The organism is Roseateles sp. P5_E1 (assembly GCF_054049335.1).
Window position 1 is genome coordinate 1 of the sequence record NZ_JBFUMN010000538.1, and the last position, 502, is coordinate 502.

At 66.9% G+C, this 502-nt stretch carries 1 protein-coding gene; it reads left to right on the forward strand.

The window, feature by feature from the left end; all coding sequences use genetic code 11:
• Positions 1–502: hypothetical protein (locus tag ACXJKJ_RS32520; protein ID WP_457395895.1), on the forward strand; the 502-nt coding region annotated here is incomplete at both ends.

A 502-nucleotide genomic window follows, 5' to 3' on the forward strand; every position in this document is an offset into this window, starting at 1 on the left:
CGGCAGCATCGATGCCGCTTCGACCAACATCAGCACCACCGGCTTGAACTCCCACGGTGCCATGGTCGACAGCGCCGACAGCCGCATCACCGTCGCCGGCGGCCAGGTCAGCACAACGGGCCAGGAAGCCTACGGGCTCTATTCCACCGCCGGCACCATCAACGCCAGCGACCTGGACATCACCACCACCGGTCTGGGCTCCATCGGCGTGTTCGCGCGTGGCAGCGATGCCGTGTTGAGCCTGAGCAACAGCACCGTCACATCCGGCGACCGTGGCCATGGCGCTGCCGCATTGGGCGGTGCGCAGTTGAACATCATCGACTCCAGCCTCACCGCCATGGGTGCAAACGGCAACGGCGTCACCGCGCGCAATGCTGGCACGCGCGTCAACGTCAACGGATCCACCCTGCGCACCAGCGCGGCAGATTCCCATGGCGTGCTGCTGAGCGACAGCGCAAGCGTCAACATCGACGGCGGCTCCATCGCCTCGACGGGCGACCGC